Origin of the sequence: Actinomadura sediminis, from assembly GCF_042675525.1 — a bacterium.
GTDB lineage: Bacteria > Actinomycetota > Actinomycetes > Streptosporangiales > Streptosporangiaceae > Spirillospora > Spirillospora sediminis.
The window spans coordinates 1-22,447 of sequence record NZ_JBHTJA010000046.1 but is presented as its reverse complement, the minus strand read 5'-3'; the positions used below and the strand labels follow the sequence as shown (position 1 = coordinate 22,447).

The window sequence follows — 22,447 nt, the reverse complement described above, 5'->3', positions numbered from 1 at the left end:
GGAGGCATCACAGGCGCCTCCTGGTCATCGACGCGACGGGCCGGACGGGCGTGCACGCGCTGGCGAAGGGGGCCGAGCGTGGGCACGACCGAGAACCCGGCCGTGACCGGCAGGGCGCCGGGCATCTGCGGCCCCTGAGCACCGCGCGGAATCGCGATGACGGGAGCGGCCCGCCGCCCCTACATTGATCGGGCGACCAACTCAAGCGAACGCCCGATCGCGCGGAGGCCATCGTGGAGATCGTCAGGACGCCCGCACCGCCGTCCGGCGTGCGCCGCCTGCTCTGGCGGCTGCCGATCCACTTCTACCGATGGCGGCTCGGCGCGCTCATGCCGCGGCGGATCATGCTGCTCACCCACATCGGCCGCACGTCGGGCAGGACGCGCCGCGCCGTGATCGAGGTCGTCGAACGAGGGCCGGACGGGTACGTGGCGGCGTCCGGCTTCGGGCCCCGGGCCGACTGGTACCGGAACGTGCTGAAGACTCCGGACGTCACGGTGCAGGTGGGGCGGCGCGTCGTCCCGGTCACCGCCGTCCCGCTGACGCGCGAGGAGGGCGCGGAGCTGATGGCCCGGTACGGGCCGCGGCATCCCCGCACCGCCCGGCGCCTCTGCTCGATCATGGGCTACGCGGTCGACGGCGGCGTGGACGACTTCCGCGCCGTCGGCGAACGGACGCCGTTCGTCCGGTTCGTCCCCCGCGAGGGCGGATCCGGCTGACCCGCGCGGCCCGTGCCGTCCGGCCTCGTTTCCCGCAGACCGGGAAGGTCGATGTCCGCGGGCCCGCTCCGCTGCTGCGATACGGGCATGATCTCACGCGCGTGCATCGCCGCCGGGCTGACCGTGGCCGCCCTCGCGGCGGCTCCACCGCCGGCCGCGGCGGCGCCGCCGCACCGGGAGGCGCGGGTGCTCGGGACGAGGACGCTCCCGTCCGGCCTGCAGTACGCGGGGACGACCGTGGGCGGGCTGTCCGGCATCGACCGCGATCCGCGGACCGGACGGTACGTGCTGGTCGCCGACGACCGGTCCCGGCTCGCCCCCGCCCGGTTCTACACGGCCGACATCGAGGTCTCCGCGTCCGGGCTCGGCGCCGTCGAGATCACCGGGACGCGCCCGTTCCTGCGGCCGGACGGCACGACCTACCCGTCGATGGACGCGTGGACGGCCGCCCCGTGCGCGGGCCCGCGCGCGCGATGCGACCCTCTCGCCCCGGTGGACCCCGAGGACATCCGGTTCGACCCGCTGAGCGGGCACGTGTGGTGGAGCCAGGAGGGCGAGCGGATCGTCCCGCGGAGCGGTGCGCCGACGCTGATCGACCCCTCGATCCGGCGGGCACGGCCGGACGGCCGGTTCGCGGGGCGGCTCCGCCTGCCGCGCAACGGGCACATCGTCGCGGACGACCGGGGGCCGCGGCAGAACCGCGGCATCGAGGGCTTCACGTTCGCGGCCGGGGGCCGGCTGGTGACGAGCGTCCTGGAGGCCCCGCTGCTGCAGGACGGCCCGGAGCCCGGGCCGGACGCGGGCGCGCTCGTCCGGCTGACCGTGCAGACGCGCGGCGGCGGAGTCACCGGCCAGTACGCGTACCCGGTCGGGCCGCTGTCGGCCGCCGCGGGCGCGACCGGCGTCTCCGCGATCCTCGCCGCCGGTCACGGCCGCTACCTGGTGCTGGAGCGGGAGGTCGGGGTCGGCGCCGGGGGGAGCCTCGGCACGCGGGTCCGCATCCACGAGGCCGTCCTCGACGGCGCCACGGACGTCGCGCGCGTGCACTCGCTCGCGGATGCGCCGTGGGTCCGTCCCGTCCGCAAGAGGCCGGTGGCGGAGCTGGCGGGCGTGGGCGTGGTCGAGGGGATGACCTGGGGGCCGAGGCTCCGCACCGGAGAGCGGACGCTGGTGCTCGTCGCCGACGACAACTTCGGCGCCTTCGGCCCCGACCTCCCCACGAAGATCATCGCCCTCGCCCTCCCGTGACGGGACCGGCCGGGGAGCCCGCGCTCAGGACTCGATGTCGGCGGGGCCCCAGTGCGCCCGCATCGTGCTGATCTTGCCGTCGTCGCCGAACGTCATGACGTCGATGACGCGGATGCGCATGTTCGGCATCTCCACGGTGAAGGCCATGGCCGCCGCGTTGCCGTGGGAGCCGCGGATCGGGGCGTCGAGGGACAGCTTGGCGCCGGACGCGACGTTGTTCGCGTAGAACTCGGCGATCGCGTCCCGTCCGGTGATGGGCGGATTGCCGACCGGGTCCTCGATCGTGGCGTCGTCGGCGAAGAGGGCGACGACGACGGCGGGGTCACCGGCGTTGAAGCCGTCCACGTAGGCCTGGAGTGCGGCTTTCATGTGCTCTTGAGATGGCATGGCGGGAGGCTAGCAACGGTCGGCCGCCCGGCCCCGGCCGTTTCCCGGTGGGCGGACACCCCGATCGCGGCCGGCGATGACGCCGCTGTAATCACACCATCCGAGTTACACCATCCGAGTTACACCGCCCGAGTTACACCGCCCGAGTTACACCGCCCGAGTTACACCGCCCGAGTTACACCGCCCGAGTTACGGCGGTGGGATCAGTCGGCGAGGCCGTGCTTGAAGGCGTAGCTGACCGCCTGGGCGCGGTCGCGCAGGTTCGCCTTCGCGAACAGGTTGTTGATGTGGGTCTTCACGGTGGCCTCGCTGATGTACAGGTCACCGGCGATCTCGGCGTTGGACCGGCCCCGGGCGATGAGGGCGAGGACCTCGCCCTCGCGGCGGGTGAGCCCGTCGGGGAGCCCGGTGCGGGACGTGCGCGGGCGGTCTCCCGTCGCGACCGCCTCGATGAGCCGGCGCTGCACGGACGGGTCGAGCTGGGCGGCGCCGTCGCGGACGGCCGCGACGGCCTGCGCGATCTCGTCGGCGCCGGCGTCCTTGGTGAGGTAGCCGCGCGCGCCCGCGCGGAGCGCGGCGAAGATCGACTCGTCGTCGGCGTAGGTGGTGAGGACGACGACCTCGGTGTCCGGGTGCTCCTCGCGGATGCGGCGCGTCGCCTCGACGCCGTCCATGCGGGGCATGCGCAGGTCCATGAGGACGACGTGGGGGCGCCTGTCGGCGACCATGGCGAGGGCCTGCTCGCCGTCCGCCGCGGAACCGGCGACCTCGATGCCGGGAAGCAGTTCGAGGAGGAGGACGAGTCCCTCGCGGACCACGGTCTGGTCGTCCACGACCAGGATTCTCGTGCTGCTCACCGTTCCCTCATCCCACCGGAACGCGGAGGGCGACCCGGAAGCCCTGCCCGTCGGGGCCCGTTTCGAGCGTTCCGTCGATGAGCTCCGCGCGTTCGCGCATGCCCACGAGGCCGTATCCGCCGCCGCCCAAGTGTAGGCCCGGCTCCGTCCCGCCGGTGTCCGTCACTTCCAGTTCCACGATGTCCTTGAGGTAGCGCAGCGAGACGTTCGCGCGCGCGCCGGGGGCGTGTTTGCGGACGTTCGTGAGGGCCTCCTGGGCCGTCCGGACGACGGTCAGCCCGGCCTGCGGCGACAGTTCGCGGACCGGGCCGGTGACCTGCACGTCGCACGGACGGCCGGTGGACGCGTAGAAGTCCTCGGCGAGGTCGGCGAGCACCTCGCGGGGTTCGGGGACGTCGCCGCGGAGGGTGGCGAGGGCCCGGCGGGTCTCCTCGAGGCCGGAGCGCGCGAGGTTGCGGGCGCGCTCGACCCGGTCGAGGGCCTGCACGCGGTCGCCGTCCCGGGACAGCAGCAGCCGCGCCCCCTCCAGGTGGACGACCTGGGCGGAGAGGGAGTGCGCGAGGATGTCGTGGATCTCGCGGGCGATGCGGGAGCGTTCGGCGAGCACGGCGTTGGCGGCTTCGGCGCGGCGGGCGGCCTGCTGGGCGGCCATGCCCTGCCGGGTGGCGACGCCGCCGAGGATGATGCCGGCGAACGCGATCAGGAGGCCGAGGTCGGCGCCGCCGCCGACGACATGGCCGAGCGCCGCGACGGCGGCGGCGATGAGCGCGCCGTTGACCAGCCCCCAGTGCAGGGGCAGCCGCATGCTCAGCGCCCAGAGCGCGGGCATGCACAGGTAGAAGGCGCCGTCGAAGTCGGGGTTGACGATGTACAGCGCCGCCGCGACCGGGAAGGCCGCGACCAGGCAGGGGATCAGCGGGCTGCGGGAGCGCGAGCCCGCGCACGGACCCGGGTCCTTCCGCCCGCGCAGCCCGCAGATCAGCAGGGCGAACAGCGCGATGTTGAGCAGCAGGACGGGGAGCCCCGCACCGGAGAGGCCTGGCGCCGGATCGGTGGTGAACAGGCGGTAGACGTAGGAACCCACTCCCCAGCCGATGAGGGCGCCGACGACGATCGTCCGGGCGACCAGATCGGCGCGCCGGAACACACCGCCGCAGTTCACCGACTCGTCCATGGAACAGACGGTATGCGTTCCCGGCCGCCGGAGGCATCGGCGCCCGGCTGGAACCCCGTCTCCACCGCCGGGTGGAGACCGACTTGGCCGGATGCGGCCACACTCGCGATCTTGTTTGAGAAACTCTCAGGTTTTTGAATCGGTGTCCGGGAACGCGTGGACCGCTCCAGGTCCCGCGTCCACGCACGGAAGGCCCTTTGTGAAAGCCAAGATTCGCGCTGCCCTGATGGCGGCACCCCTCAGCATCGCCCTGGCGGCGTTCGCGGCCCAGCCCGCCCAGGCCGCTCCGGCGGCGCCCGTGGCCGGCGTGCCCGCGATCGACCCGTCGGCGGAGTGCCCGCCGCTGCCCGCGGGCCAGGACCCGCGGCTCGCCACCTGCATGATCATGGTGGTGCAGGACGGGTCCATGAAGCTGGGCGGCATCACCCAGGAGATCTCCGAGGAGATGCGCATCGTCGTGCAGGCGCTGCAGCGGACGCCGACGAGCAACTCCGAGTTCACCAGCGTGACGATGAGCGGCAGGCCGATGAAGATCCCGGGCGGCGTGTTCGGGCTCCTCGGCTACCCGATCCCCGCCATCGACGACTGGCCCGGGGTGAAGGTGGAGGTGCAGCCCGAGTACACCGGCGGCTTCACCTTCGAGCTGCCCAACGCGGGACTCGACATGAAGATCAACGTGCTGAACGCGCTCGCCCCGGAGGGCTGCGCGATCGGCTCCGCGCAGGACCCGCTGCGGCTGAACCTCGGCGTCGACTTCAGCGAGATCACCATCGTGACCGAGGGCGACGTCAACGACACCTTCCACCACCCGCCCATCCTGAACATGCCGGCCCGCGACACGACGTTCTCCGTGCCGAAGACGTCCGGGTGCTGGCTGCTCGGCCCGATCACCGACCACCTGGCCGGGCTCCCGTCGCCGTCCGGCGACAACACGGCGGAGTTCGACACGTACCTGGCCCTCGCCACGTACGCGCCGCTCACCGGCGCCGCCGCGCGTTCGGCGGGCGACCCGGTCCAGAGGCTGAAGAGCCTGCGGATCGGCGGCTGACGCCGCGAGCCCGGGTCCGCCGCGCGGCCCCGGGCTCGCCCCGACGACATGCACGGGCGCGCCCCAGAGGGCATCGGATCAGAAGTCCGACGCTCTCTCCGGCCGAGCAGGCGCTCGGTGCCCCGCCCGGACGCGGGTCAGACGTCGATGCGCTCGGCGTCCAGCTCGGACGCGCCCGCGGTGATGAACGCCCGCCGCGGCGCGACCTCGCTGCCCATCAGCAGGTCGAACACCTTCGCGGCCTCCTCGGCGTCCCCGATCCGGATGCGGCGCAGGATGCGGTGCCGCGGGTCCATCGTCGTCTCGGCGAGCTGGTCGGCGTCCATCTCGCCGAGGCCCTTGTACCGCTGGACGGGCTCCTTCCAGCGGCGGCCCTTGCGCTCGAACTCGACGAGCTTCTGCCGCAGCTCCGCGTCGCTGTAGCAGTAGACGTACCTGTCCTGGCCCTTACGGGGCTTGATCAGCTCGATGCGGTGCAGCGGCGGGACGGCCGCGTACACGCGGCCCTCCTCCAGCATCGGCCGCATGTACCGGTAGAGCAGCGTCAGCAGCAGCGTCCGGATGTGGGAGCCGTCGACGTCGGCGTCGGCCATCAGGATGATCCGCCCGTAGCGGGAGGCGTCGATGTCGAACGTGCGGCCCGAGCCCGCGCCGATCACCTGGATGATCGCGGCGCACTCGGCGTTCTTCAGCATGTCGGCGACGGACGCCTTCTGCACGTTCAGGATCTTGCCGCGGATCGGCAGCAGCGCCTGGAACTCGGAGTTGCGGGCGAGCTTGGCGGTGCCGAGGGCGGAGTCCCCCTCGACGATGAACAGCTCGCTGCGGTCGTCCGTCGTCCGGCAGTCGACGAGCTTCGCCGGGAGCGCCGAGTTCTCCAGGGCGTTCTTGCGGCGCTGGTTGTCGCGCTGCGTGCGGGCGGCGATGCGGGTCTTGGCCGCGCCCACGATCTTCTCGAGGACGGCCCGGAGCGCCTGCTTCTGCGCGCGCGGCGGGTTCTCGAAGATCGCCCGCAGCTCGCGGTCGACGACCTTGGAGACGATGCGGGTCGCGGCGGAGGTGCCGAGGATCTCCTTGGTCTGCCCCTCGAACTGCGGCTCCGGCAGCCGGACCGTGACGACGGCCGTCAGCCCCTCCTGGACGTCGTCGCGGATGACGTCCTCGTCGCCGTTCTTCAGCAGCCGGGCGGCCCGAAGCTGGTCGTTGATGACCTTGACCACGGCCTTCTCGAACCCCCGCACGTGGGTGCCGCCCTTCGGGGTGGCGATCACGTTGACGAACGAGCGGGTGACGGTGTCGTAGCCGCTCCCCCAGCGCAGCGCGATGTCGACCTCCAGGTCGCGCTCCACGTCGGTCGGGGTGAGATGCCCCTGCTCGTCCAGGACGGGGACGGTCTCGGTGAAGTGGCCGCGGCCCTGCAGGCGCAGGACGTCGATGAGCGGGGCGTCCTTGGACAGGTACGTGCAGAACTCGCCGATGCCGCCGTCGAACCGGAACGTCTCGTCGACGACCTCGTCGCCGCGCTCGTCCCGGACGTCGATGGTCAGGCCGGGGATGAGGAACGCGGTCTGCCGCATCCGGTCCATGACCAGCTCGCGCTCGACCGTCGCGTCCTTCAGGAAGATCTGCAGATCTGGCCAGAACCGGACACGCGTCCCGGTGACCTTCTTGGCGACCTTGCGGATCTGCCGCACCCCGGACTTCTTCTTGAACCGCGCGTTCGGCCGCCCGTCGTCGGCGAACTCGCCGGGCAGCCCGCGCCGGAAGCTGATCGCGTGGGTGTGGCCGTCGCGGTCGACCTCGACGTCGAGCCGGGCCGACAGGGCGTTGACGACGGACGCGCCCACGCCGTGCAGGCCGCCGGACGCGGTGTACGACACGCCGCCGAACTTGCCGCCCGCGTGCAGCCGGGTCATGACCAGCTCGACGCCCGGCAGGCCCGTCTTGGGCTCCAGGTCGACGGGGATGCCGCGGCCGTCGTCGGCCACCTCGAAGGAACCGTCGGCGTGCATCGTCACGCCGATGTGGGTGCAGTACCCGGCCAGCGCCTCGTCCACGCAGTTGTCGACGATCTCCCACAGGCAGTGGGCGAGGCCGCGGCTGTCGGTCGACCCGATGTACATGCCGGGTCGCTTGCGCACGGCCTCCAGCCCCTCCAGCACCGAGAGGTGCCGGGCGGAGTAGCCGTGCGGGTCTTCGGTCGTCACTTCGGCGGTCGCGGCGGTCAACGTGCGTGTGCTCCTCGGGGGTAGGACATTCGGCACGAGGGTACCGCCCTTATGAGACGGAACACGGGTTGCGTGTTCCGTCGCGTGTCCGATCCGGCTCGGGCACGCCGGTCCCCCGCGTCCGTCCCCGCCTCCGCGTCGCGGGGCGGTGCCGTCCGTGGCTGATCCTGCGTTCGGGCGCGCCTCCCATCGCGCACCACGGCGGAGACACTAAGCCACGGGATTCGAACACGCAATCGAACTCGCGGAAGGCGTCGCCGTCCCGCCGCATCGGACGCGCCCGGCGCGCGGCGATCACGGGAGGCTCTGGACCTGCGGGTGGACATCCGGAATATCCACCTTGCGTGGGGTGTGTCCGCAGGTGCCGCCTCCTTAGTGTCCTCGGCATGGCGAACACGATCGAGGTCTCCGGCCTCCGGAAGCGTTACGGAGACGTCCACGCGGTGGACGGGGTCACCTTCGAGGTCGGCGAGGGCGAGTTCTTCGGGATCCTCGGGCCGAACGGGGCCGGCAAGACGACCACGCTGGAGATCATCGAGGGCCTCCGGGAGGCCGACGGGGGCGAGATCTCGGTGCTCGGGGCGCGGCCGTGGCCCCGCAACCCCCGGCTGCTACCCCGCATCGGCGTCCAGTTGCAGGCGTCCTCGTTCTTCGAGCGGCTGACCGCGCGCGAGCAACTGCGCACGTTCGGCTCGCTCTACGGCGTCCCGGCACGCAGGGCCGACGCGATGCTGGAGACGGTCGGGCTGGACGACAAGGCGGACGTGCGGGTCGAGAAGCTGTCGGGCGGGCAGGCGCAGCGGCTGTCGATCGCGTGCGCGCTCGTCCACGATCCGGAGCTGGTGTTCCTGGACGAGCCGACGGCCGCGCTCGACCCGCAGGCGCGCCGCAACCTGTGGGACCTGCTGCGCGGCATCAACACAGGCGGCCGCACGATCGTGCTGACGACGCACTACATGGACGAGGCGGAGATCCTCTGCGACCGCGTGGCGATCATGGACGCGGGGCGGATGCTGCGCCTCGGCCCGCCGGCCGTCCTGGTGCGCGGCCTGGACGCCCCGGCGCGGATCAGCGTGCCGAGCGGGGTGCTCCCCGCCGAGGACGCGCGGCGGCTGCCCGGCGCGGACACGGCGGCCGACGACGGCGTGTCGCTGACGATCTCCACGCGGGAGCCGTCCGCCGTGGTCGCCGCGATGGCCGCGAAGGACGCGCTGGACGGCGTCCAGATCCACGGCGCCACCCTCGAGGACGTCTTCCTCCACGTCACGGGACGGGAATACCGGGCATGAGCACCTACGCCAGTTTCAAGAGCCTGTCGCGGGCCATGCTCCTCGGGTTCCTGCGGGACCGGGGCGCTCTCGCCTTCACCATCGTGTTCCCGCTGATGTTCCTGGTGATCTTCGCCGGGATCTTCGGGAGCCAGTCGACCTCGAAGGTCGAGGTGCTGAAGGTCGGGCCGGTGCCCATCGTGGACCGCGCCATGGCCGGGGCGCCGGACGAGCTCGGCGGGGTGCTCGAGGTGACCGCGGCGCCCGACCGGGCGAAGGCCCTGCGGGAGGTCGAGAAGGGCGACGCCGCCGCGGTGGTGGAGCAGCGCGGGAACGAGCTGATCGTCCACTACTCCGCCGCCGACCAGGTCCGGGCGGGGACGGTGCGCAGCGTGATGAACCGGATCGTGCAGTCGTCGAACGTCGCGGCCACGGGGCGGCCGCCCGCGTACTCGATGTCGGCGCAGCAGGTCGAGGACGACTCCCTGCAGGCGATCCAGTTCTTCACGCCCAGCCTGCTCGGGTGGGCGCTGGCGTCCGCCGGGGTGTTCGGGGCGTCGCAGACGCTCGTGTCGTGGCGCACGAAGGGCATCCTGCGCCGCCTTCAGCTCTCGCCCGCGCCGATCCCGACGGTGTTCGCCGCGCGCGTCGCCGTCAGCCTCGCCGTCGCGCTGATCCAGTTCGCCCTGTTCGTCCTGGTCGCCCAGCTCCCGATGTTCGGCCTGCGGCTGAGCGGGGCCTGGTGGATGGCCGTCCCGATGGTCCTGGCGGGCGTCCTGGCGTTCCTGTCGATCGGGATGGTGATCGGCGCGTGGGCGAAGACGCAGGAGACCGCGCAGGCCGTCACGCAACTGATCGTCCTGCCGATGGCGTTCCTCGGCGGGTCGTTCTTCCCCCTCGAGGCGTCCCCGCAGTGGATGCGGACGCTCTCGTACATCTTCCCGCTGCGATATCTGAACGAGGGGATGCTGAACGTGATGGGACGCGGCCTCGGCCCCATGTCCGCACTGCCGCAAATCGGCGTCCTGCTGGGCGTTGCGATCGTCGGCGCGCTGGTCGCCGTCCGGCTGTTCCGATGGGACGACGCCTAATGTGACGTCGGTCACTAATGGGCCCATTCTGCTGTGGGCGTACGAACAAGCAGGTTGGGAACGTCTGCGTCGGGTTAGATGTTCTCCTAAGTACCGACCCCGAGCATGAGGAAGGTGCCGTGACTGGAGCCCTTGCCCCGACCAAGCCGCTGACCGTCGCCGACCGATGCGACCGCTGCGGCGCCCAGGCCTACGTCCGTGCAGTCCTTGTAGGCGGCGGCGACCTTCTGTTCTGCGCCCACCACGGACGCAAGTACGGAGAGGCGCTTCGCGCCAATGGGGCCGACATTCAGGACGAGACCGACAGGCTCAACGAAACCCCGGCTGCGGCTCGCGAGGACGAGCGGTAGGCCTGTCCATAGAAACGACCCGAGGACGGCGGTCACCGGAGACGGTGGCCGCCGTTCACCTTTCCCAGTCGAGCACTTAGTGTAATTGACTGATCACCATATGCGATTATCGTGGGGGGCGTCGTCTCGCCTTTCAGGAGGAACGTGCATATTCTGCTGCCGCCGTCGGAGAAGAAGGCCACCGCGGGAGACGGTCCGCCGCTCGACCTCGGAACGCTGAGCTTCCCCGGCCTCAACCCCGTGCGCGAACGCGTCCTGGCGGCGCTCGGCGAGACCTGCGGGCGCGACGACGCCGCCGACGTCCTCGGCCTCCCCGCCGGGCAGAAGGACGAGGCCCTCGCCCGCAACCGCGCGCTCCGCGAGGCCCCCGCGCTGCCCGTCGCGCGCCTCTACACCGGCGTCCTGTACGACAACCTGGACCTTCCGAGCCTGGACGAGCGCGCCGCCGCCGACCGGATCATCGTGTTCTCCGGGTTGTGGGGCGCCCTCCGCCTCACCGACCGCGTCCCGCCCTACCGGCTCGCGATGGCGGTGTCGCTGCCGCCCGAGGGCCGCCTCGCCGCCCTGTGGCGTCCCGCCATGCGGGACGCCCTCACCCTCGGCGACGGCCTCGTCGTCGACATGCGGTCCGGGCCCTACGCCTCGGTGTGGAAGGCTCCGCGGCCGGCCGTGGCGGTACGGGTGTTCCGGGAGCGGATCATCGGCGGCGCGCCCAGGCGGTCGGTGGTCAGCCACATGGCCAAGGCGACCCGCGGGAAGATCGCCCACGACCTCCTCGCCGCCGGCGCCGACCCGCGAACCCCGGAGGAGCTGCTCAAGGCCGTCGTCGACCTCGGCCACACGGCCGAGCTCAACGACGGCGCCCTGGACGTCGTCCTGCACGACTGACGGGCGGCCCGGCCCCGGCCGGGCACGCGGCGGCGGGCCCGTCGCCCGGGCGAGACGGGCGGGCCGCGGATGATTCCGGGCATGCGAGAGGGCCCCGCCGCGCGGCGGGGCCTTCGCAGGGCCGACTCGGGTCAGTCCGGGTGGTCGTCAGTCCAGGTAGTCGCGCAGGACCTGGGAGCGGGACGGGTGACGCAGCTTCGACATCGTCTTGGACTCGATCTGGCGGATGCGCTCGCGGGTGACGCCGTACACCTTGCCGATCTCGTCGAGCGTCTTCGGCTGGCCGTCGGTGAGGCCGAACCGCATCGAGACCACCCCGGCCTCGCGCTCGCTGAGGGTGTCCAGCACCGAGTGGAGCTGCTCCTGCAGGAGGGTGAAGCTGACCGCGTCGGCCGGGACGATCGCCTCGGAGTCCTCGATGAGGTCGCCGAACTCGCTGTCGCCGTCCTCGCCCAGCGGAGTGTGCAGGGAGATCGGCTCACGGCCGTACTTCTGCACCTCGACGACCTTCTCCGGGGTCATGTCGAGTTCCTTGGCCAGCTCCTCCGGGGTGGGCTCGCGGCCCAGGTCCTGGAGCATCTGCCGCTGGACGCGCGCCAGCTTGTTGATGACCTCGACCATGTGCACCGGGATGCGGATGGTGCGGGCCTGGTCGGCCATCGCGCGGGTGATCGCCTGCCGGATCCACCAGGTGGCGTACGTGGAGAACTTGTAGCCCTTGGTGTAGTCGAACTTCTCGACGGCGCGGATGAGACCGAGGTTGCCCTCCTGGATCAGGTCCAGGAACAGCATGCCGCGGCCGGTGTAGCGCTTGGCCAGCGACACCACGAGCCGGAGGTTGGCCTCCAGCAGGTGGTTCTTGGCGCGGCGCCCGTCCTCGGCGATCCACTCGTAGTCTTCGAGGTCCTCCTCGGAGAGGGCGGGGCCGTCGGCGGCGAGCCGCTCCTCGGCGAAGAGCCCGGCCTCGATCCGCTTGGCGAGCTCCACCTCCTGCTCGGCGTTCAGCAGGGGGACCTTGCCGATCTGCTTGAGGTAGTCCTTGACGGGGTCGGCGGTCGCGCCGGCGGCGGCGATCTGCTGCGCCGGGGCGTCCTCCTCGTCGTCGCTGAGGGTGAAGCCCTCCTCGTCGGACGAGGGCGCGGCGCCGGCCTTGGCGGCGGGAGCCTTCGCGGGCTCCTCCTCCTCGACCTCCGGCGTCTCCTCGGCGTCGGCGGCGGCGTCGACGAGCTCGACCTCGAGGTCGTCGCCCATGTCCTCGAGTTCGACGTCGACGTCTTCCTCGAGCTCGGCGTCCTCGCCGGCCTTCTTCGCCGGGGTCTTGGCGGCGGCCTTCTTGGGGGCCGCCGCGGCCTTCTTGGTCTTGGCGGCGGCCTTCTTCGGCTTCGCCTGCTTGGCGGCCGGCTTGGCGGGCGCCGGCGGGGCCGGGCGCTCGGCCTCGGGGGCCTCGGCCTCGGCGTCGCCGACGACGGCGGTCACCGTGTCGGGCTGCTCCTTGGCCGCGGCGGCCGTCCGGGGCCGGCGCGTCGCGGGCGCCGCGCGCTTGCGCGAACGCTTGGGCGCCGCGGAGTCGGCAGCGCTCACCATGACGATCACACCCTCCTTGCTGACGCTCCGCAGGATGTCACGGCCCGCCGACACCGGAATGTCGGCTTCCTCGAACGTGCGGCGGATGTCGTCGGCATCGAGGCGATTTCCCTGGGACCGTCCACGCTCGATCAGTTGCGCGATGACGTGATCGTGCAGATCTGACGCTTTCGAGGTCGAGCTAGCAGGCGACACAAATACCTCTCGAACGAACGTGTGGCTTGGATATACCCAAGTGCCCTGACGGGCCCGGCCTCACACGGCGTGGGACCTCACACTGGGCGGGACCTCCGGTGCGGACCGCAGCGTACCTGCTCTCACTGGGTCGAGCATTCCGGTACTGCTGCGCTTTCCGCCTCTGATGTCCTACCCGGTAACTCTCCACCTTAGAGGGCGCGGGGCGGTCCTTCGTACGTACGGCTCCGTCTTCGTGACGTCTTCGCGTCGCGTCCGGACGATCTCACGCGGGCTTGGGCGGGACGTGCAGGGCGAGCACGGTCACATCGTCTACCTGCTCGTATCCGGCAAGCATCCGATCGACCAGGAAGTCGACGAGTCTCTCGGGATCTCCTACCACTTCGGGTGGGGCGTCCTCGGCCACGGCGACCAGCTCCTCCAGACCTGCGTGCACCCCACGTCTACGGTTCTCCACAAGTCCATCGGAATAGAAGACGACAGTGTTGCCGGTTTCGATGGAAAAACTTGTCTGCTCTCTCGGGCTGGGCCAGCCGAGCGGCGTCCCGGCCTCCTCCTCGCTGACCTTCGCGGGCGCGTCCGGCGAGATCAGGAGGGGCGGCGGGTGCCCGGCGTTGCTGAACGCGCCGCGCCCGGTCTCGGGGTCGATGACGGCGTACGCGACGGTCGTGAACTGCTCCTCGTCCTCGGTGGCGCTGAACAGCCGGTCGAGCCCGGCGAGGACGGCGGCCGGGCGGGCGTCGTTGAGCGCGAGGGCGCGGAGCGCGTTGCGGACCCGGCCCATGCCGGCCGCGGCGAGGACGCCCTTGCCCATGACGTCGCCGACCGCGACGGCGAGCCGGTCGTCGGGCAGCCGGAACACGTCGTACCAGTCGCCGCCGACCTGCACGTGGCGCGTCGCCGGGTTGTAGCGCGCGGCGAGCACCATGCCGGGCAGCTGCGGCAGGTCGCTCGGCAGCAGGCTGCGCTGGAGCTCCTCCGCGGTCTTGTGCTCGCGCTCGAACAGCAGCGCCCGCTCCACGGCCAGGGCGCACTGGCCGGCGAGGGCCTCCAGGAAGACCCGCTCCTCCTCGGTGATCTCGCGGGGGCGGGTGAAGGAGAACCGCAGCGCGCCGATCGGGGCGCCCGCGGCGAGCAGCGGCAGGCCCACCCAGGCGCGCTCCTCGGTGTGCCGGGCGAACAGCCCCTTCTCGTCGCGGCCGAGCTGGAGGCGGAGGCTGTCGGGGTGCTCGGCCAGGAACGGCCGTCCCTCCCGCACCGCGATCGACATGACCGTCTGGTCGCTGACCTTGATCTCCGCGGCGTGGTCGTGCCCGGCGTCGTCCTCGGCGCCCGGCTGGGACGGCGTGACGATGCTGAGCCGCAGCTTGTCGTCGTCCAGCAGCGCGACGGCGGAGTAGTCGGCGCCGATCGCCGACCGCCCCACCTCGGTGATCACCTGGACGACCTGGGAGACGGTGAGCGCCTCGGCGAGCATCGAGGTGGCCTGCTGGAGCCGGGCGGTGCGCAGCGCGGCGGCCGACAGCTGCTCGGTCAGCCGGCCGCGCATCTCCTCGGCCTCGCGCTGCCCGGTGACGTCGGTGTTGGCGCCGACCCACTCGATGACCGCGCCGCCCTCCCAGATCGGCACGGCACGGACGTCGAAGTGCCGGTAGGCGCCGCTCTTGGTGCGGATGCGGTAGTTCGTCTCGAAGACGCGGTTCTCCTCGACGGCCCCCGCCCAGATCGCCTCGATGCGGGGACGGTCCTCGGGGTGGACGACCGACAGCCAGCCGCCCTCGGCGTACTCGTCGGGCGCCTGGCCGGTGATCGCGCGCCACTCGGGCGCGTCGTCGAGGACCCGGCCGTCCGCGGCGGCCACCCAGACGACCTGCTCCCCGGCCTCGACGAGCGAGCGGTAGCGCTGCTCCTTGCGGCGGACGATCTCCTCGGCGCGGCGGCGCTCGGTGACGTCCAGGACGGTGAGGACGACGCCGGACGGCTCGCCGCCGGGACGTTCGCCGCCGGGGCCGCGCGCGGGCACCCAGGTGCAGGCGAGGACCCGCTCGCCGACGGCCGCGGCGGGCGGCGCGTCCACGGCCCCGCCGGCGGCCTCCGCGGCCGCCGCGGGTTCGGCGGCGGGCGCGGCGTCCGGCGCCGGGACGACCAGTTCGTCGTCCAGCGGGCGGCCTTCGGCGAGGACGGTGCGCAGCGCCGTCTCGAACGCGGTCGCCAGCGGCTCGGGCAGGCACTCGGCGGGGCGGTGCTGCTGCAGGTCGCGGACGGGCCGGCCGAGCAGGGCGGCGAGCCCGTCGCTGGCCCGGCGGCAGCGCAGGTCGGCGTCGTAGAAGGCGAGCCCGCCGGGGGCCTCCTTCAGCAGGGTCGCGTAGAGCGCGGCGTCGGACGCATCCATGGGCTGCTCCTCCACCCCTGAAACGCGGGGATGCGGGACGGACGTCTCAGTGCTCACGGACACCACCTCCGCCCCGAAGATCCCGTACCGCGCGGCAAGTTTTCATCACTATGAGTGAATGGGAGCAGGTTAGCGCTCCCGCCTCCATCACAACACCGGTCGGAGTCAGGTACTCATCATCCCGATGGTTCGCCGCCTACGGAACCCCCGGCGACATCGTCGTCCTCCGGCCATGGGCGACCTCCTCGGGCTCGGGCCGCCGGCCCGCGGCACGCCGGCGGCGCTCCATCGGATCGGCGAGTAGGAGATGTTACGGTGCGCGCGCGCCGAACGATGGGATCTCGGGTCCTTCGGCGAGTCCGCGGGGGCGCGCGGCGCCCGCCCGTCCGCCGGGCCCTATCCGGACGCCTTCGCGGCCTTGGCCGCGGCCTTCATCTGCTGCTTGAACGCGCGGACCTCGGCCAGCGAGTCGGGCCCGGTGATGTCGGCGACGGAGCGGCGCGCGCCTTCTTCTCCGTAGTCGCCTGCGGCCTCGCGCCAGCCGTCCGGGCGGACCCCGTACTGCTTGCCGAGGAGCGCCACGAAGATCTGCGCCTTCTGCTTGCCGTAGCCGGGGAGGGCGTTCAATCGCTTGAACAGTTCTTTACCGTCGGCGACGTCCGTCCACAGCCGCTCGGCGTCCCCGTCGTAGTGCTCCACGAGGTACCGGCACAGTTGCTGGACGCGTTTGGCCATCGACCCCGGGTACCGGTGGACGGCCGGTTTCTCCGAGAGCAGCGCGGCGAACCGCTCGGGGTCGCAGGCGGCGATCTCGCCGGCGTCCAGGTCGTCCGCGCCGAGGCGCTCCATGATGGTGTAGGGGCCGGAGAACGCCCATTCCATCGGCACCTGCTGGTCGAGGAGCATGCCGATGAGCGCGGCGAGCGGGCTGCGCCCCAGCAGTTCGTCGGCCTCGGGCCGCTGTGCGAGATGAACCTTCGTGGCCATGCCCTCAGCTTAGATCTGTCGGAACTCTTACGGGCGGCGGCACGGGCCTGTTCGCGCCCGGACCGTGCTGCCTTAATGGGGGGCGTGAACGAGGAGGATGCGGAAGAAGGCGCACCGGTCGGGCGACGGATCGTCCTGGGCATGCTGGGGCTCGGCGCGGCGGGGGTGGCGGTGGGCGCCTCCCTGCAGGACAGGGTGAGCCAGGCCCTGGCGCCCGTCGGGACGATCCAGAACGTCCTGCCCGCGGCGGGCGGTTTTCGTTACTACTCGGTGACACCGAGCGTCGACCGGCGCACCGCCGCGGCGTACCGGCTGCGCGTCGGCGGGCTGGTGGCGCGGCCCAGGACGTTCCGGATGGCGGATCTCGCGCGGCTGCGCCAGACGGCCCTCACCCGCGACTTCCAGTGCGTGACGGGATGGCGGGTCGCGGACGTGCGGTGGGCGGGCGTCGCGCTGCCCGACCTGCTGGACGCGGTCGGGGTGTCGCCGCGGGCGCGCGCGGTGCGGTTCACGTCGTTCGACGGGGTCTACACCGAGTCGCTGACGCTGGAGCAGGCGCGCCGCCGGGACGTCCTGGTCGCGACGCAGATGGAGGGCAAGCCGGTCACGCACGACCACGGCGGGCCCACGCGCCTTTACGTCGCGCCCATGTACGGCTACAAGTCCCTCAAGTGGCTGGACGGCATCGAATTGACCGAGGAGGTCGAACCGGGTTACTGGGAGAAACGCGGGTACGACATCGACGCCTGGGTGGGGCGGTCGAACGGGCGCGACGATGTCCCCACCTGAGCCGCCCCGGCCTGAGCCGCCCCGGCCTGAGCCGAACCCGCGCGGGCCGGGTTCGGACGGGTCGTCCGTGCAGTGGCTCATGCGGTTCACCAGGGCGGAACGGTCCGTTCATCACGCGACCGCCCTGCTGATGCTGGTGTGCCTGGTGACGGCGGCGCTGCTGTACTTCCCGTTCCTGACGACGCTCGTGGGGCGTCGGGAGACGGTCAAGACCGTTCACGTGTGGTGCGGTTTCGCTCTGCCCGTGCCCATCGTGCTCGGTCTGCTGTCGCGGGCCTTCCGGGCGGACGTCCGGCGGCTGAACAGGTTCGCCCCGCACGACTGGGAGTGGCTGCGGCGCCGCGACCGCCGGGACGTGCGCGGCGGGCGCGGGATCCTGCCGGTGGGGAAGTTCAACGCGGGCCAGAAGCTCAACGCGGCGTTCACCGCCGGCGCGATCCTGCTCATGCTCGCGACCGGGGAGATCCTCACGTTCCCGGGGCCGTGGCCGGACGAGTGGCGGACGGGCGCGACGTTCGTCCACGACTGGCTGTTCCTGATCGTCCTCGCGGTCACGGCCGGGCACCTGTGGATGGCGTTCGGGGACCGGGGAGCGCTCACCGCGATGCGCACCGGGCGCGCCGACCTCGGCTGGGCGCGGCGCCACCACGCGGGCTGGGCGGACGCGGCCGTGAACGACCCGGCGGGGCGGGCGGACGCCGGGCGCGGCGCGGAACGCCCGCGAGCCGGTCCAGAATTTGCGAAACGACCACCCGGCATGCCTTGACTCTCCCCGCAAAAAGGCTGGAATGGGACATCGAGGCAAGGTGTGGGCGGGTCGACCGCGCGCAGGTGATCGGCGCGGGCGGCCGGTGCGCGCCGCGCCTCGCCCGGCGGGCCGTCCCCGTCCGCCGGAACCCCGTGCGCGGAGGTGTGCGCAGATGCCTGCACAGTTGCCTGCACTGGCCGGTCACCGGAGCGACGCGCTCGCCCGCCGGCTCTCGGACGAGTTCGCGAACGTCTCCCCGGACGCCGTGCACCGCTGCGTGGCGGACGTCCAGGCCCGCATGTCCCACCTCGGTCTCGAGCCCACGCCGCATCGCGTCGAGCGGATGGCGCGCGAGCACCTCACGGGCATGCTGAAATCCGAGCCTCCCTCGGGACGTCTCCCGGGCGGCGCCGACGGCTGAACCGACTCCGCCGAACCGCCTCCGCGTTCCGGAGACCGGCCGCCCGGAATCTGACAAGCTAGGGGCGTGACTCCCCGCAGCCGCCACCGCTCCCCCGGGGAACCGGCGCAGCACGCGCCCTCCGGCGAGGTCGCGGAGATCTTCGACGGCATGCTCCACCACGCCCGCGAACTGCTGGCCGTCCGCAGCCCCCTGGACGCCGAGCTGATCGTCAGCGAGATCCTCGGGTCGTGGTGGGGGCACCGCGTGCCCGGCGGCGACGTCGAGGAGGTCATCGGCGAGGCCCTGATCGGGCACGCCGAACGGGCCGCGACGCCCGCCGCGCTCGCCCTGCTGACCGGCGTCGCCTACCTGGGCACGCCCCGGCAGGCCGCACTGGCCGAGCGCGCCGCCCTCGGGCTGATGCGGCGCGGCGTCGCCCGTCCCGGCTGGGCCGACCGGGTCGGGACGGTGACGCCCGAGCAGTGCTTCGTGTCCCGCGACGTCTACGGCGACCAGGACTCGATCGTCTGCGTCTACTCCTACGGCGACGCCGAACGGCACGCGCTCGTCGTCCTGGTCGACCGGACGAAGGCCGAGACCGTCCCGGACCCGGGCGAGGCGCCGGGCGCGCGCCGCGGACGCCCGCCCGCGTGCGGGATGGTCCGGGACGCGTGGGTGTCGTCGCGGGTCGACAAGCTCCTCGACCACTGCCGCACGGAGGGCCGCGACAACCCGCTGATGCGGTTCGAGCAGCTCGACCCCCGCGACACCAAGGCACTGCTGCAGAGCGCCCTCGAACTCACCGACGCCGTCGACGACCCGCCCGTGAACGACAACTTCGGGTCGTACCACGCGTTCGTCCGCGCGCGCGCCGGGATCCTCCCGCCCGGCGGGCGGCTCCCGCAGCCCCCGGTGTACGGGCGGGACCGGCGCGCCACGCTCGCCGCGCGGTTCCTCGCGTCCGACGAGGCCGAGGAGCTCTCCGACCGCTCCGCCGCGAGCCGCTGCGTCGACCGGATCATCGAGTACGGCTGCGCGCACGACTTCGGCCGCCCGCTGCGGGTCAGCCCCGTCAAGTGCGAGATGTTCCTGCTCGACTGGCTGCCGCGCAAGGTCCTGCTGTCCCCGAGCGAGCAGGAGGCCGCACCGCACGTGCTGGCCGCGTGGGTGCGGTGGGCGGGGCGGCGCACCGGCCTGCCCGAGGAGGGCGTCCGCGCGACCCTGGACGCCGTCTGGGACGCCACCGCGACGTTCGCCGACGCCTACCGCGACCCGTCCGTGTTCGGCCTCGACCGCGAGATCGTCGGCCGCCTGCTGCCCGACGGCGACCTCGAGGCGCTGCCCCGCCGCGCGTTCGCGCTGCCGTTCCTGACCGGCACCCACCGCAGCTCGGGACGGCACGGCGCGATCGACCTGTCGGCCCTCGACCCGTCCGACCCGGACGACCGCCGCGTGATCCTCGAGTTCGAGCATCCCAGCGCGGGCGACGAGCACCTCGACGCCCACGAGCGCGTCACCGCCCGGCTCTGGGACGGCGACCCGCCCGAACTGTGGGAGACCGCCCAGGCCCTCCTGGACGACGGCTGGCCGCGGCACGAGATCCTGCACCGCCTCATCGACGTCCTGGACGACCACGACGGCGACCCGCGGGCCCTCCGCGACGCCCTGCGTGGGCTGCGTCACGAACCCCCGCCGGGGTGACGCGCCGGTTTGCGCGCGGCGGCCCCTGCGACAATCATCGGTTTCCGGGCACGGTCTCCAGGGGGCGAGAGACCGGCCCCCGGCCGTAGGGAGTGATCTTGTTGGAGTGGTCCGAGTTCGGCCGGCGGCTGGCGCGCGAGCTGGCGGCGCTCGAACGGGACACGATCCTCATCGTGCGCGAGCGGGACGAGAGCCGGCACTACGTCCAGGCCATGCGCGAGCCCGACCGGCTGTACGCCGAGGCCGTCAGCAACAACTTCCTCGTCGGCCCGCTGCTGCTCACGCCCGCCGACGAGGAGGTCATGAGCGAGGCCGGCTGGCGGCCGCCCGCCGACCCGGCCCCCCGCAACTGGTGGACCGAGCTGCCCGGCGGCGGCCTGCCCGGCGACTTCGCCCGCCTCGCCGACGTGATGGTCACCGCGCTGCGGGACGTCCAGGGCGTGCGGCGCCCGTCCGAGCTGGTGTACGAGTCGTTCCACCGGCACGGCACCGGGCTGATCGAACTGCCCGGCTTCGGCATCGACATCGCCGACCCGTCCCGGGTCACCCGGCGCCGCGACGCGTACCCCGACGCCGCGGTGGAGGCGTCCGCGGGCGCCGTCCCCCCGGCCGGGGGGCTGCTGGGCGCCGACTCCGACGGGCTGGAGCCCCTCCTCGCCGAGGCCAAGGAGCGCGGCGACCACGGCGCGTACTTCTCGCTGCTGGGCCGCGCCGACCTCGTCCTGCCCGCCACCGGGCCCGCCGTGGAGGACCCCGACCGCGCCGAACTGCCCACGGTCACCATCGGCACCGGCACCTACGTCACCGTGTTCACCTCCCCCGGCGCCCTCGCCCGCACCGGCGACCGCCACCCCGGCCTGTACCGGCGGACGTCCTTCGCCGCGCTGTCGGCCGGCTGGCCCGACCCGTCCTGGCAGCTCGCGATCAACGCGGGGCTGCCGAGCGAGGTCCTCCTCGACGTCACCGCGCTCGCCCGGCTCAGCGCCGAGCACGGCTCGCCGTCGGTGAACGGCGAGCAGGAGGTCCCGCAGACGACGATCGACGCCTACTCCGTCGAGGACCTGCAGAAGGCCCTCGACGCCGGCACCCCCTACTTCGACGCCGTGCCCGAACCGGAACCGCTCGGCGCGCCGCCCCGCGTCGCCGAACCCGCGGGCGTCCCGATCCGGCCGCCGCACGGCACCCGGCTCTGGCGGTGGAACGGCGCCAACGACCAGGCCCCGGTGGCCGTCTACGACGCCATCGGCGGCGTATGGGCGCCCGCCCGCGCCGACGCCGTGCCCGCGCCCCGCTCCGACTGACGGTCCGCGCGGCGCGGCATTCCGCTAACGTCTTACTACCGCCGGGTACGGCGGTCCCCGCCCCCACGGACGTGAGAGTGGACCCGAGTTGGACTGGAACGACTTCGCCAAACGGCTGACCCTGGAACTCTCCCGGCTCCCCGTTGGGTCGTTCATCATCGTGCAGGCGCCGTCCGGCATGCCCTACGTGCAGGCGATGCGCGGCGACGAGGGCGTGGACGCCGAGGCCGTCGGCAGCGCCTTCCTCCCCCGCCCCCTCGGCCACCTGCAGGAACGCCGCCTCCGGTCGCTCGGCTGGGAACCCCCGGACGACGCGCGGCGCCGCAACTGGTGGGACCACTTCGACGTCCGCGAACCGGGCCGCCGCGACCGCGACGGCCGCGCCGCCGCCGAACGCCTCGAAGCCTGCGCGATGCTCGCGGGCCGCATGGTCGGCGCGTTCCGCGACGTCTACGGCATCGACTCCCCGCTCGAACTCGTCTACCAGGCCGCCCGCATCGGCAAGGACGGCGGCCCCCTCGCCCTCCCGGGCCTCGGCATCCCCGTCGCGCTCCCCGACGGCGGCGAGCGCCCCGCCGAACGCCCGTCCGGCTCGGCCCTGGAGACCGCCCTCGCCGACGCCCGCGAACGCGGCGACCAGCGCGGGTACCTCGAGCTCCTGGCCCGCGCCACCCTCTACCTCCCGGCCCCCGGCGACGCCGGCGCCGCCGACCCGCAGTACGCGACCGCCCAGTTCGGCGACGGGACCTTCATCCTGGCGTTCACCTCCCCCGAGGCGATGGAGCGATCCCTGCAGGGCCAGGCCGTCCACCACCGGGAGGCGTCCCTCGCCCGCCTCGCCCGCCACTGGCCGAACCCCCGCTGGCAGCTCGCCGTCAACCCGGGCCTGCCCAGCGCCTCGTACCTGGACGCCAACGCCCTGTTCGAGCCCGAACGCCCCGACCCCCCGCGCCCGTCCCGCCGCACCCGCAAGCCCGGCCGCCGCCGCGCCTCCCGCGAGACCCCCGCCGATCCCGTGCCCACCCAGGCCCCACCGCCCGAAGCCCCCGGCGCGCCGCCGTGCCCGCTCCGCGGCCCACCCGGCGCCAC

Annotated in this window: 20 protein-coding genes; 13 read left to right on the top strand and 7 right to left on the bottom strand. The window is 72.9% G+C overall.

All coding sequences use genetic code 11. The features are described 5' to 3' along the window. The first annotated feature begins 233 nt into the window (after window positions 1–233). Together ACFQ11_RS21635 and ACFQ11_RS21630 are read left to right on the top strand one after the other, a co-directional pair. On the top strand, window positions 234–719 hold the full coding sequence (locus ACFQ11_RS21635) for a nitroreductase family deazaflavin-dependent oxidoreductase (RefSeq protein ID WP_378301375.1): 486 nt from the start codon (window positions 234–236) through the stop codon (window positions 717–719). Between the two features lie 87 nt (window positions 720–806). Continuing rightward, on the top strand, window positions 807–1,967 hold the full coding sequence (locus tag ACFQ11_RS21630; RefSeq protein WP_378301373.1) for an esterase-like activity of phytase family protein: 1,161 nt from the start codon (window positions 807–809) through the stop codon (window positions 1,965–1,967). Window positions 1,968–1,991: 24 nt separating this feature from the next. On the opposite strand, the gene ACFQ11_RS21625 is transcribed toward ACFQ11_RS21630, so the two are convergent. The 3 genes from ACFQ11_RS21625 to ACFQ11_RS21615 all read right to left on the bottom strand — a co-directional run bounded on the left by ACFQ11_RS21625 (window position 1,992) and on the right by ACFQ11_RS21615 (window position 4,385). Beyond that, window positions 1,992–2,336 (bottom strand): steroid Delta-isomerase, encoded by a 345-nt coding sequence (locus ACFQ11_RS21625; RefSeq protein WP_378301371.1) that lies wholly within the window; start codon window positions 2,334–2,336, stop codon window positions 1,992–1,994. A gap of 221 nt (window positions 2,337–2,557) precedes the next feature. After that, window positions 2,558–3,211 (bottom strand): response regulator transcription factor, encoded by a 654-nt coding sequence (locus tag ACFQ11_RS21620; RefSeq protein WP_378301369.1) that lies wholly within the window; start codon window positions 3,209–3,211, stop codon window positions 2,558–2,560. Between the two features lie 7 nt (window positions 3,212–3,218). Continuing rightward, a complete protein-coding gene (locus ACFQ11_RS21615) occupies window positions 3,219–4,385 on the bottom strand; it encodes a sensor histidine kinase (RefSeq protein WP_378301367.1) in 1,167 nt (388 codons plus the stop codon). A gap of 226 nt (window positions 4,386–4,611) precedes the next feature. On the opposite strand from ACFQ11_RS21615, the gene ACFQ11_RS21610 reads away from it, so the two are divergent. Continuing rightward, window positions 4,612–5,433, top strand: a complete 822-nt coding sequence (locus ACFQ11_RS21610; RefSeq protein WP_378301365.1) for a hypothetical protein — start codon at window positions 4,612–4,614, stop codon at window positions 5,431–5,433. A gap of 137 nt (window positions 5,434–5,570) precedes the next feature. Here ACFQ11_RS21610 and ACFQ11_RS21605 read toward each other — a convergent pair whose 3' ends face one another. Then, window positions 5,571–7,661: a DNA gyrase/topoisomerase IV subunit B gene (locus ACFQ11_RS21605; protein ID WP_378301363.1), complete on the bottom strand. Its 2,091-nt coding sequence runs from the start codon at window positions 7,659–7,661 to the stop codon at window positions 5,571–5,573. A gap of 386 nt (window positions 7,662–8,047) precedes the next feature. Here ACFQ11_RS21605 and ACFQ11_RS21600 point away from each other — a divergent pair, with 386 nt between their 5' ends. The 4 genes from ACFQ11_RS21600 to ACFQ11_RS21585 all read left to right on the top strand — a co-directional run bounded on the left by ACFQ11_RS21600 (window position 8,048) and on the right by ACFQ11_RS21585 (window position 11,258). Continuing rightward, a complete protein-coding gene (locus tag ACFQ11_RS21600) occupies window positions 8,048–8,950 on the top strand; it encodes an ABC transporter ATP-binding protein (protein WP_378301361.1) in 903 nt (300 codons plus the stop codon). Beyond that, window positions 8,947–10,020, top strand: coding sequence for an ABC transporter permease (locus ACFQ11_RS21595; protein WP_378301359.1), 1,074 nt, complete (start codon window positions 8,947–8,949; stop codon window positions 10,018–10,020). Before ACFQ11_RS21600 ends, ACFQ11_RS21595 begins: the two co-directional genes overlap by 4 nt. A gap of 119 nt (window positions 10,021–10,139) precedes the next feature. Continuing rightward, window positions 10,140–10,370, top strand: coding sequence for a DUF7455 domain-containing protein (locus ACFQ11_RS21590; protein WP_378301356.1), 231 nt, complete (start codon window positions 10,140–10,142; stop codon window positions 10,368–10,370). A gap of 144 nt (window positions 10,371–10,514) precedes the next feature. Continuing rightward, window positions 10,515–11,258, top strand: coding sequence for a YaaA family protein (locus tag ACFQ11_RS21585; RefSeq protein WP_378301354.1), 744 nt, complete (start codon window positions 10,515–10,517; stop codon window positions 11,256–11,258). 147 nt (window positions 11,259–11,405) lie between these two features. On the opposite strand, the gene ACFQ11_RS21580 is transcribed toward ACFQ11_RS21585, so the two are convergent. The 3 genes from ACFQ11_RS21580 to ACFQ11_RS21570 form a co-directional block, all read right to left on the bottom strand. Further along, the gene (locus ACFQ11_RS21580) at window positions 11,406–13,037 is read right to left on the bottom strand and encodes an RNA polymerase sigma factor (protein ID WP_378301352.1); all 1,632 of its coding nucleotides are present in this window, start codon (window positions 13,035–13,037) and stop codon (window positions 11,406–11,408) included. A gap of 265 nt (window positions 13,038–13,302) precedes the next feature. After that, window positions 13,303–15,429 carry a SpoIIE family protein phosphatase gene (locus tag ACFQ11_RS21575; RefSeq protein WP_378301350.1) on the bottom strand — a complete coding sequence of 709 codons (2,127 nt, stop codon included), beginning with the start codon at window positions 15,427–15,429 and terminating at the stop codon, window positions 13,303–13,305. A gap of 396 nt (window positions 15,430–15,825) precedes the next feature. Next, complete coding sequence (locus ACFQ11_RS21570) at window positions 15,826–16,416, bottom strand: HhH-GPD-type base excision DNA repair protein (protein ID WP_378301348.1); 591 nt, start codon at window positions 16,414–16,416, stop codon at window positions 15,826–15,828. 84 nt (window positions 16,417–16,500) lie between these two features. On the opposite strand from ACFQ11_RS21570, the gene ACFQ11_RS21565 reads away from it, so the two are divergent. The 6 genes from ACFQ11_RS21565 to ACFQ11_RS21540 all read left to right on the top strand — a co-directional run. Then, complete coding sequence (locus ACFQ11_RS21565; RefSeq protein WP_378301346.1) at window positions 16,501–17,205, top strand: molybdopterin-dependent oxidoreductase; 705 nt, start codon at window positions 16,501–16,503, stop codon at window positions 17,203–17,205. A gap of 67 nt (window positions 17,206–17,272) precedes the next feature. Then, window positions 17,273–17,971 (top strand): cytochrome b/b6 domain-containing protein, encoded by a 699-nt coding sequence (locus ACFQ11_RS21560; RefSeq protein ID WP_378301344.1) that lies wholly within the window; start codon window positions 17,273–17,275, stop codon window positions 17,969–17,971. 154 nt (window positions 17,972–18,125) lie between these two features. After that, window positions 18,126–18,374, top strand: a complete 249-nt coding sequence (locus tag ACFQ11_RS21555; protein WP_378301342.1) for a hypothetical protein — start codon at window positions 18,126–18,128, stop codon at window positions 18,372–18,374. A gap of 150 nt (window positions 18,375–18,524) precedes the next feature. Next, the gene (locus tag ACFQ11_RS21550) at window positions 18,525–20,057 is read left to right on the top strand and encodes a hypothetical protein (protein ID WP_378301452.1); all 1,533 of its coding nucleotides are present in this window, start codon (window positions 18,525–18,527) and stop codon (window positions 20,055–20,057) included. 98 nt (window positions 20,058–20,155) lie between these two features. Continuing rightward, window positions 20,156–21,358: an SseB family protein gene (locus ACFQ11_RS21545; protein WP_378301340.1), complete on the top strand. Its 1,203-nt coding sequence runs from the start codon at window positions 20,156–20,158 to the stop codon at window positions 21,356–21,358. An 88-nt stretch (window positions 21,359–21,446) separates the two neighbouring features. Then, the coding region (locus tag ACFQ11_RS21540; RefSeq protein ID WP_378301338.1) for an SseB family protein at window positions 21,447–22,447 on the top strand (1,001 nt) is incomplete at its 3' end.

Excerpts from the sequence above, each read along its gene's own strand:
- ACFQ11_RS21630 (WP_378301373.1), top strand. The coding sequence starts at position 807 with ATGATCTCACGCGCGTGCATCGCCGCCGGGCTGACCGTGGCCGCCCTC.
- ACFQ11_RS21625 (WP_378301371.1), bottom strand. The coding sequence starts at position 2,336 with ATGAAAGCCGCACTCCAGGCCTACGTGGACGGCTTCAACGCCGGTGAC.
- ACFQ11_RS21615 (WP_378301367.1), bottom strand. The coding sequence starts at position 4,385 with ATGGACGAGTCGGTGAACTGCGGCGGTGTGTTCCGGCGCGCCGATCTG.
- ACFQ11_RS21610 (WP_378301365.1), top strand. The coding sequence starts at position 4,612 with ATGGCGGCACCCCTCAGCATCGCCCTGGCGGCGTTCGCGGCCCAGCCC.
- ACFQ11_RS21600 (WP_378301361.1), top strand. The coding sequence starts at position 8,048 with ATGGCGAACACGATCGAGGTCTCCGGCCTCCGGAAGCGTTACGGAGAC.
- ACFQ11_RS21595 (WP_378301359.1), top strand. The coding sequence starts at position 8,947 with ATGAGCACCTACGCCAGTTTCAAGAGCCTGTCGCGGGCCATGCTCCTC.
- ACFQ11_RS21575 (WP_378301350.1), bottom strand. The coding sequence starts at position 15,429 with ATGGATGCGTCCGACGCCGCGCTCTACGCGACCCTGCTGAAGGAGGCC.
- ACFQ11_RS21570 (WP_378301348.1), bottom strand. The coding sequence starts at position 16,416 with ATGGCCACGAAGGTTCATCTCGCACAGCGGCCCGAGGCCGACGAACTG.
- ACFQ11_RS21555 (WP_378301342.1), top strand. The coding sequence starts at position 18,126 with ATGCCTGCACAGTTGCCTGCACTGGCCGGTCACCGGAGCGACGCGCTC.
- ACFQ11_RS21550 (WP_378301452.1), top strand. The coding sequence starts at position 18,525 with ATGCTCCACCACGCCCGCGAACTGCTGGCCGTCCGCAGCCCCCTGGAC.